7 protein-coding genes are annotated in these 8,590 nt (G+C 75.0%); 2 read left to right on the forward strand and 5 right to left on the reverse strand.

Annotated features, from left to right (window positions below):
• Window positions 1-91: 91 nt before the first annotated feature.
• Complete coding sequence (locus VQ02_RS20885; RefSeq protein WP_048446137.1) at window positions 92-1,129, forward strand: ABC transporter substrate-binding protein; 1,038 nt, start codon at window positions 92-94, stop codon at window positions 1,127-1,129.
• Here VQ02_RS20885 and VQ02_RS20890 read toward each other — a convergent pair.
• From VQ02_RS20890 to mtoX, 3 genes are read right to left on the reverse strand one after another with little or no spacing between them, the layout of a single operon-like run.
• On the reverse strand, window positions 1,119-2,888 hold the full coding sequence (locus tag VQ02_RS20890; protein ID WP_048446138.1) for a cache domain-containing protein: 1,770 nt from the start codon (window positions 2,886-2,888) through the stop codon (window positions 1,119-1,121). The genes VQ02_RS20885 and VQ02_RS20890 overlap by 11 nt on opposite strands.
• A 33-nt stretch (window positions 2,889-2,921) precedes the next feature.
• Entirely contained in the window at window positions 2,922-3,635 is a 714-nt protein-coding gene (locus tag VQ02_RS20895) for an SCO family protein (RefSeq protein WP_048446139.1), read from the reverse strand.
• 5 nt (window positions 3,636-3,640) lie between these two features.
• Complete coding sequence (mtoX, locus tag VQ02_RS20900) at window positions 3,641-4,942, reverse strand: methanethiol oxidase (protein WP_209437045.1); 1,302 nt, start codon at window positions 4,940-4,942, stop codon at window positions 3,641-3,643.
• A 370-nt stretch (window positions 4,943-5,312) separates the two neighbouring features.
• On the opposite strand from mtoX, the gene VQ02_RS20905 reads away from it, so the two are divergent.
• The gene (locus VQ02_RS20905) at window positions 5,313-6,251 is read left to right on the forward strand and encodes a pirin family protein (RefSeq protein WP_048446141.1); all 939 of its coding nucleotides are present in this window, start codon (window positions 5,313-5,315) and stop codon (window positions 6,249-6,251) included.
• A gap of 152 nt (window positions 6,252-6,403) precedes the next feature.
• On the opposite strand, the gene VQ02_RS20910 is transcribed toward VQ02_RS20905, so the two are convergent.
• Both VQ02_RS20910 and VQ02_RS20915 read right to left on the reverse strand, forming a co-directional pair.
• Window positions 6,404-7,474 (reverse strand): NAD-dependent epimerase/dehydratase family protein, encoded by a 1,071-nt coding sequence (locus VQ02_RS20910; protein WP_053080481.1) that lies wholly within the window; start codon window positions 7,472-7,474, stop codon window positions 6,404-6,406.
• Window positions 7,471-8,397: an NAD-dependent epimerase/dehydratase family protein gene (locus VQ02_RS20915; protein WP_053080482.1), complete on the reverse strand. Its 927-nt coding sequence runs from the start codon at window positions 8,395-8,397 to the stop codon at window positions 7,471-7,473. The genes VQ02_RS20910 and VQ02_RS20915 overlap by 4 nt, the downstream gene beginning before the upstream one ends.
• Window positions 8,398-8,590: the final 193 nt, after the last annotated feature.

Genomic DNA, 8,590 nt, shown 5'->3' on the forward strand with positions numbered 1-8,590 from the left:
GGCCGCGGCCGCCCGCGTCATTTTATGATCGCGCCGGAGCGCCGGGCGCGTATGCTCCGGCCCCGAGGCGAGAGGTCTCGGACGATCCCGGATGACGGCGCCACGGCAGTTCGGCGGGGGAGGGCCACGGGCGAGGCGGCGGGACGTGCTCGCCTGGCTCGGGGGCGCAGTCGCCTGCGCCCGCGCGGCGCGCGCGCAGCCGGGCCCGCCCCTGCCGGTCATCGGCTATCTCGGGCTCGAGTCGCCCGAGCCCTTCGCGAGCCGGCTCGCGGCCTTCCGCGAGGGGCTGGCCGAGGCCGGATTCACCGAGGGCCACGACGTCGCGATCGACTTTCGCTGGGCCGACGGGCGCTACGAGCGGCTGCCCGACCTCGCGCGGGAGCTGGTCGAGCGCCGGGTCACGGTGCTGGCGGCGCCGGGCGGCGCGCCCGTCGCGCTCGCCGCGAAGGCCGCCACGGCGGCGGTCCCTGAAGCGCCGATCCCGATCATCTTCGAGATGGGCGGGGATCCCGTCGCGCTCGGGATCGTGGAGGACCTGGCGCGCCCGCGCGGCAACATCACGGGGGTGTCGAGCCTGAGCGTGGAGGTGTCGCGCAAGCGGCTGGAGTTCCTGCACGAGGCCGTGCCGGCGGCCTCCACCTTCACGGTGGCGTTCAACCCGACGAGCCCGACCGCGCCGTCGCAGTTGCAGTCCATCCACGCCGCCGCCGAGACCCTGGGCGTGCAGCTCCGGACCGTGCCGGTCGGCGGCGAGGCGGATTTCGAGCCGATCTTCGCGACCGCGGCGGCGCGACGGCCGAGCGGGCTCGTCTTCACCTCCGATCCCTATTTCGCCCTGCGCAGCCGGCTCCTCGCCGCGCTCGCCCTCCGCCACGGCCTGCCGGCCGTCACGCAGTCGCGGGACTTTCCGGTCGCGGGCGGCCTGATGAGCTACGGCGGCGACTTCACGCAGTCGCACCGGCAGGCCGGCCTCTATGTCGGCCGGATCCTCAAGGGCGAGCGGCCGTCGGCCCTGCCGGTGCAGCTCGTCACGAAGCTCGAGCTGTTCGTGAACCTCAAGGCCGCCGCCGCCCTCGGCGTCACCGTCCCGGCCTCGCTCCTCAGCGGTGCCGACACGGTCATCGAGTGAGACCGCGAGGGCCTTCGGTCTCGACGGCCCCAGGGGGCCCGCACGAGACTCCGAAGACCGGAACCGCGCCGGTCAGCCCCTTCAGCGGCAGCGCGCCGAGGGCCGTGACGGCGCAATGCCCGCGCACGGCCTCGGCCAGGGCGGCGTCGATCAGGATCTGCGCGTCGGCCGCGGCGGCGCAGAGGCGGGCGGCGAGGTTCACCACCGGCCCGATCGCCGTGTAGTCGGAGCGGCCCTCGTAGCCGATCCGCCCGACGGTCGCGGGGCCCATCGCCGCGCCGACGCCGAAGCCGATGCCGTAACCCTGGGCCTGCCACGACGCGGCGAGGGGCCGGACCGCCTCCTGCATGGCGACGGCGAGCCGCACGGCGGCGAGGCCCGGGTCCGGCGTCGGCACGGGGGCGTTCACGAGCGCCATCAGGCCGTCGCCCGTGAACGAGACCAGGGTGGCGCCGTGGGCGGTGACCACGCCGCCCAACGCCGCGAAATACTCCCCGAGCACCGCGATCACCGTCTCCGGCGGCGTGCCGGCCGAGAAGGCTGTGAAGCCCCGCAGGTCGCCGAAGACCACCGCGACCTCGACGCGCCGCCCGTCGAGCACGCCGTCGTCGCCGCAGCGGTCGACGAGTTCGGCGACCTGCGGGGCGAGGAAGCGCTTCAGGCGCCCGATGCGCTCCTGCCGCTCCTGCGACAGGGCCAGCTCGCCCGCCATCGCGTTGAATCGCGCGGCGAGCCGGCCGAGCTCGTCCGCCGAGGCGATCGCGATGCGGTGGGCGAAATCCCCGGCGCCGATCCGCTCGGTGCCGTGCTCGAGCAGCCGGATCGGGCCGGTCATGCGCCGCGCCAGGCCGTAGGCGAGGGCGGCGGCGAACAGGAGGCCGAGGAGGATCAGCGCGCCGGTGCGCTGGAGCGCCCGGGTGATCGGCCGGAACGCTTCGGCGGCGGGCTGCATCACGACCACCGTCCAGCCCACCCCCGGGATCGCCGCCGTCGCCGCGATGACGGCCCGCCCCGCCGCGTCCGTGCCCGTCGTGCTGCCGCCGGTGCGCGCGCCCTCGCGCAGGGTCGCGAGCCGGCGCGCCGCCGGGTCGTCGGCGCCGCGCAGCACCAGGCTGAGATCGGGATGAGCGATGAGCCGGCCGGGCCCGTCGAGCACGAGGGCCTGCCCGGTCTCGCCCACGCGGATTCCGGAGATCACGTCCCGGATCAGCTTGAGGTTGATCTCCGCCACCGCCACGCCGACGGAGGCGCGGTTGCCCGCCACCGCCACTGTCATGAACGGCTCGGAGCCGCGATGGTAGGTCACCGGGCCGTACCAGGCCCGGGCGGCCCGGGCCCCGACGACGGCCGGGTCGCCCGACCGGTCGGCGCCGCTCCCGGCGCGGTTGAGGTTGACGCGCGAGACCTGCATCCGCTCGCGGCCGTCCCCGTCCACGAGGGTGAGCTGCGCGATCGCCGGCACCTGCCGCAGCAGGCGCAGCGCATCGAGCCGCTGGCGGTCCTCCGCGCCCGGCGCCCAGGGCAGCTGCACCATCCAGCCGAGCTGCTCGCGGATGGTGTCGATGAAGCCCTGGATGCGGAAGGCGGCGTCGCGGGCCTCCAGGCCGAGGAGCGCGTGCATCTGGTTGCGCCGGTCGCGGTAGCCGAACCACGCCTCGAGGCCGCCATTCGCGAACAGGGGCAGCGCCACCGCGGCGAACAGCACGACGCAGTACTTCGCGAAGAGCGAGCGGCGCGGATCGGCCCGGGATCTCACCATGACCTGCGCGTCCCCGGCGGCGACGGCCCACCCTCAGCGGCCCCGCGCCGCCCCGGACCCGGCCTCCTCGAGGAGCAGCGTGCGAATGTCGGCGAGGACCAGCGCGGGCTCGAAGAAGTCGAGGCTGTAGATGTTCCGCACGCGCCCGCCGGAATCGATCAGGAAGGCGCGGAAGAGGTGGCTCAGCGACCCGTCGGGACCGGCATCGACGCGCTGCCCGTAGGCCGCGAGGATCGGCGCGAGCTCGGCCCGGCCGGGCGCCGTGAGGAAGGCCCAGGCGGGCGCGGCGGGATCGGCGGAGCGCCACGCGGCGGCGAAGCTGCGCATCACCTCCGGCGTGTCGTGCTCGGGGTCGAAGCTCAGGGTGACGAGCCGCATCCGGCGCGCCGCCGCCGGGTCCCTCGCGGCGAGGTCCTGCAGCCGGGCCATGTCCGCGCTGGCGAGCGGGCAGACGTCGCCGCAGCGGGTGTAGATCAGCGCGAGCACCGTGACGCCGCCCGCGCGCGCGTCGTCGAGCAGGTCCCGGGGCCGGCCGGCCTCGTCGAGGACGCGGCCGCCGCCCGCGGGCTTGATCGGCGGCAGGCGGTAGCTGCCCGGCTCCGGGATCGGGAAGGGGGCTCCCGCTTCGGCCCGCGGCGGGTGGCCGTGGCCCTCATGAGCAAGGACGTTTGGGGCAAGGCCGGTATGGGCGAGGGAGGCGGCGCAGGCGCCCAGCGCCGCGAGGCCGAGGAGGGGGGCGGGGCGCATCGGCGCTACTTTCCGTAGAGCGAGGCCGCGCCGAACGCCATCATGTGCGGGCGTCCGAGCCGCTCGGCCGTGAAGTCGATCGCGAAGCGCGGCGCCAGGGCCTTGCCGTCCCACGTATAGGCCTTGAGGAACTGCTCATTCTCCGCCCCGGTCTTGTCCCAGTTCGCCAGGAGCGAGCTGGTGTAGTAGATCCGCTTGCCGTCCCAGCTCTGCGAGACCATGTTGAGCTGCGCGCCGATCTTCTTCTCGTAGATCTGCCGCGGCCGGTCGGGATCGGAGACGTCGAAGACGCGCGTGGTGCCGTCCATGAAGGTGTCGACGAACAGGGTGCGGTCGTCGGCCGAGAGGCTGATGTCGACCGGCACCGGCAGCGTCGACGGGTCGCCGATATCGGCCACCGCCTTGGCGCTCCACGCGCCGCGCCCGTCCTCGCGCACGAGCCAGAGCTTGGACGTGAGCGCGGTCGAGGTGAAGGCGTAGGTGTTCTGCGGTCCCCAGGCCCAGCGGATCTCCAGCGGCACGCCGGGCACGCTCAGCACGGTGCGGGGCTGGCGGGCGTGGAAGTCCCACACCACCATCGTCTGCCCGAACCGCTTCATCGCCTCGGCGTCCTTCATCAGGTCGCCGAGGGGGCGCATGTAGTTCTCGAGCCCGGTGAAGGACGAGGTCAGCATCACGTTGCGGCGCGGCAGCACCCGGGCGTCGTAGCCGTAGCCGTCCGCCCGGGCCTCGATCGTCGCGCCGTTCGGCGCGGCGTCGGTGGGCAGCCAGTGCGTCGCGACGTACTCGCCCTCGTTCGAGTACTCGACGAGGGCCGCCCGGCCGGTGCCGTCCCGGTTCGACAGGCTCGGGATCAGCATGCGGCCGGGCAGCGCGTAGGCGCCGTGCGGGCCGGCCGCGCCGCCGCTCCGCTCGACGAAATCGTCGATCACCTTGACGAGCCGCGGCTTCGCCGGATCGTCGGCCACGTTGAAGATGAAGATCCTGCTGTCCGACAGGCCCGCGGCCCAGAACTGGCGCCGGTCGTCGGTGAAGCCGCCGTGATGCGCCTCGTGCCGGCCGCCGACCGGAACGGCGTGGATCGGCCGGCCGAAGGTCGGGGAGCCCTCGCGCGCGTCGACCGTGACGAGCTTGTCCGATCCGTCGCCCAGCCCCTCGACCCCGAGCGTCCAGACGTAGACGAAATCCTCGACGCCGGTGATCTTCACCATGTAGGGCGACTGGCAGGTCTCGTCGGCGCCGGCCGGTCCCGCCGCGAGGAGCACCGTGGCGGCGCAGAGCGCCGAGGCGAGTCGACCGGGGGTCATCGCGCGGATCCCTGGCATCGGAACCTCCTCCTGCCCCGGACGCCCGCCGCGGCCGGCAGCGCCTGGCCGAGAGGAGGCCGCCCCCGGTCGCTCGGCGCATGGCGCGCGGTACCGTTCCGGGCTGGGCCCGCTCATGCTTTGCCCATTCGGACAGGCTGTCAATCGCCCGGACCGGACCGGACCGGAGGGGCCGGAGGGATTGCCTGGACCTGGCGCGCCAGACTTCGAAACGATGTGTTTCGATCGTTTCCGTTTCCAGGCCCGCGCTCCTGCTCCAGGTTGCCTGCAGCCGGTGCCCGGGACGACGCGAGCCGTCGAGGGCGCCTCCCGGACCGCGGGTGCGACCACCCGATCATGAGGAGCAGGAGCGATGAGCTGGCACGGTGCCGATGACCCGATCCCGGGCGACCACTTCAGCTGCGACGCGATCAAGACCCTGATCGTGCCCCGCTCGCGCGATCTCGGCTCGTTCGCCGTGCGGCGGGCGCTGCCCTCGGCCGAGTGCCGGATGGTCGGTCCCTTCATCTTCTTCGACCAGATGGGACCATCCGAGTTCCTGCTCGGCCAGGGCATGGACGTCCGACCCCATCCCCATATCGGCCTGTCGACCGTCACCTACCTCTTCGACGGCGAGATCATGCACCGCGACAGCCTCGGCACCGAGCTGCCGATCCGCCCGGGCGAGCTGAACTGGATGACGGCCGGACGCGGCATCACCCATTCGGAGCGCACCGGCGCCGGCCTGCGCCAGACCGGCTCGCGGCTGTTCGGCATCCAGAGCTGGGTCGCCCTGACGGCGCAGGACGAGGAGAGCGCTCCGGCCTTCGAGCATTACGACGCCGCGGCGCTGCCGGTCGTGACCGGTGAGGGCAAGACCGTGCGCCTGATCGCCGGGGAGGCGTTCGGGGCGCGCTCGCCGGTGCGCACGTCGAGCCCGATGGTCTACGCCGACGTGGCGCTGGAGGCCGGGGCCGTCCTGCCGCTCGATCCGACCTACGACGAGCGGGCGATCTACACGGTCGCGGGCGCGATCGAGATCGCCGGCGACGGCTTCGGGCCGGGCCAGCTCCTGGTGTTCCGCCCCGGCGACCGGATCAGCGTGCGCGCCACGCAGGCCGCCCGCTTCATGGTGCTCGGCGGCGAGCCGATGGACGGCCCGCGGCACCTGTGGTGGAACTTCGTCTCCTCGCGGCCGGAACGGATCGCGCAGGCGAAGGAGGATTGGCGCCAGGGCCGGTTCGACACCGTGCCGAACGACGCCGAGTTCATCCCGCTTCCGGAGGATCCGCCGCCCGTGCGCTACCCGTGAGCGCGCCATTCGGCCGAGCATGTTGCGCAAGAGCGGGGTCCAGGTTTGCGACCAAACCCCGCAACGGAACCAAGACCTGAGCGGACGATGCGTTCGCAGAGACCGCGCGCGACAGTGCCCGGAGCCTGCCGCACAGCAGGCAGTCCGTCCGCCTAAAACCTTTCCCCCGTTCCGGGCCCGGAACGGGTGGGGGCTGACGAGGAGCAATCCGCCACGCACTCGCAATAATAGTCCAGCACCGCCGCCAGGCTGTCGCGCAGGGTGTGGCGCGGCCGGAATCCGAGCGCGGCGAGGCGGCTCACATCGGCGAAGCTGCGGGCGACGTCGCCCGATCGGTCCGGCCGGCGGACGCGCTCGACAGGGGAGGGGAGGCCGCCGAGCGCGACGAGCATCGCGAGGATCTCCTCCCCTCCGGTCTCCCGGCCGGAGGCCACGTTGTAGGCGCATCCCGGCGCACCCCGCGCGGAGAGGACGCGCAACGCCTCGGCGACGTCGCGCGCGTCGATGTAGTCGCGGGTCGTGTCGAGCGGGCCCGCCACGACGGCGGGGGGACGCAGTCCCGCCCCGATCTCCGCCACCTGCCGGCCGAGCCAGCCGCAGAGGTGGCGCTCGTCCTGGCCCGCGCCGACCGGGTTGAAGATCCTGCCCCACACCACCGGGAGGGCGCCGGCCTCGGCCAGGATGCGTCCCAGTTCCTCGGCCGCCCGCTTGGTGGCGGCGTAGGGGTCCGCGGGCGCGCAGGCCGCCGCCTCGCCGAACGGAGGCTCGCGCCCGGGCAGCGCGCCGTAGACGGAGCCGGACGAGCCGAGGACGATCGTGCGCGGGGTCGCGCCGGAGGTCCGGAGCGCCTCCAGGAGGGCGACGACCCCGCCGACATTCGTGCGCACGAGGCGCCCCGGCGGGTCGTCGCGCAGGGCGGCGGCCAGGTGCACGACGATGTCGGGCCGGAACTCCCGGACCGTCCGGGCGAGGGCTGGCCCATCGGCGATGTCGACCGGCCGGTAGCCGTAGCGGGGGGTGGCCAGGGTCCGGACGAGGGCCGGGGGAAGGGGCGCCGGCAGCGTGGCGCCGCCCCAGCCGACGGCGTGCGTGAAGGTGTCGGGCCGGGCAGGAGAGCGGCCGAGGCCGAGGATGACGGCGTCGGGCTCGGACGCCAGCCAGTGCGCGGCGAGGTAGCGGCCGAGGAAGCCCTGCGCGCCGGTGATGAGGATGCGGTCCGTCACGACTCGCTCCGCAGCATCGCCGAAAGTCCGGCGTCGAGGGACGTGGTGGTGCGCCAGCCCAGCTCCCGGGCGGCCCGCCCGGGATCCCCGACGAGCGCGAGAATGTCCGCCTCCCGCGGGCGGTCCGCCTGCGGCACGAGGCCCGGCGCGCCCGGCCGTCCGGCCGCGGCGAGCACGCGCCCGGCGAGCGCCGCCACGCTGAGCCCGACGCCACCCGCGAGGTTGTAGACCCGCGTCGGCTCGGGCAGCGCGGCGGTGCAGCACGCGACGAGCGCCGCGACCACGTCGTCGACGTGGCAGTAGTCGCGGACGGGGCGGGGATCGAAGACCGCGACGGGGTCGCCGGACCGCGCCCGGCGGACGAGGGCGCCGAGCAGCGTGTCGGGGGCCATGCCGGGTCCGTAGACGCTGAACGGGCGGGCGATCACCGCCTCGAAGCCGCCGGCGACGGAGCCGGCCAGGACGAAGGCCTCGGCCCCGGCCTTGGCGGCGGCGTAGGGCGAGCGGGGCGCGAGCGGCGCATCCTCGCGGACGGGGTTCCGGGCGGGCTGCCCGTAGACCTCCGCCGACGACACGTGGATCAGCCGGGCCACCCCGGCCCCCGCGCAGACCTGGACCAGCGCGGCCGTGCCGGCGACGTGGATGCGGGCATAGGCCGCCGCGGCGCCGAAGGAGGCGGCGACGGACCGGGGCCCGGCGAGGTGCAGGACCAGGGCCGCACCCGCGACCAGCGGCGCCAGGACCGCCGGATCGTCGACCTCGCCCTGCCACGCCTCGATTCCCGCAGGCGGCGCGACCAGGGCGGCGCCGGGCAGCGCCGTCACGGCGGAGCCGGGCGGCCCGAGGAGCGTACGGACGGTGGCCCCGGCCCGGTGCAGGACTCGCAGCAGGCGGGAGCCGATGAAGCCGCCGCCGCCTCCCATCCGGGGCCCCGGCTTCGCGGGCGTAAGCGGGCGGGGGGCCCGCGGCTGCCCCGCCGCGCTAGCGGCTGTCCGGGCCGGGGGCGCCCCGCCCCACGTCCCCCCGGCCCGCCGGGCCTGGCGCGCCGGGCCCGGCCGGGCCCGCCCGCCGACGCCCCGCCCGTGCGGACTGGGCACGGGGGGGGGGGGGGCCCCC

Source organism: Methylobacterium variabile, assembly GCF_001043975.1.
In the GTDB taxonomy this organism is placed as follows: Bacteria; Pseudomonadota; Alphaproteobacteria; order Rhizobiales; family Beijerinckiaceae; genus Methylobacterium; species Methylobacterium variabile.

Coding starts and splice junctions, on each gene's coding strand:
- VQ02_RS20885 (WP_048446137.1), top strand. CDS start 92: ATGACGGCGCCACGGCAGTTCGGCGGGGGAGGGCCACGGGCGAGGCGG.
- VQ02_RS20890 (WP_048446138.1), bottom strand. CDS start 2,888: ATGGTGAGATCCCGGGCCGATCCGCGCCGCTCGCTCTTCGCGAAGTAC.
- VQ02_RS20895 (WP_048446139.1), bottom strand. CDS start 3,635: ATGCGCCCCGCCCCCCTCCTCGGCCTCGCGGCGCTGGGCGCCTGCGCC.
- mtoX (WP_209437045.1), bottom strand. CDS start 4,942: ATGACCCCCGGTCGACTCGCCTCGGCGCTCTGCGCCGCCACGGTGCTC.
- VQ02_RS20905 (WP_048446141.1), top strand. CDS start 5,313: ATGAGCTGGCACGGTGCCGATGACCCGATCCCGGGCGACCACTTCAGC.
- VQ02_RS20915 (WP_053080482.1), bottom strand. CDS start 8,397: ATGGGAGGCGGCGGCGGCTTCATCGGCTCCCGCCTGCTGCGAGTCCTG.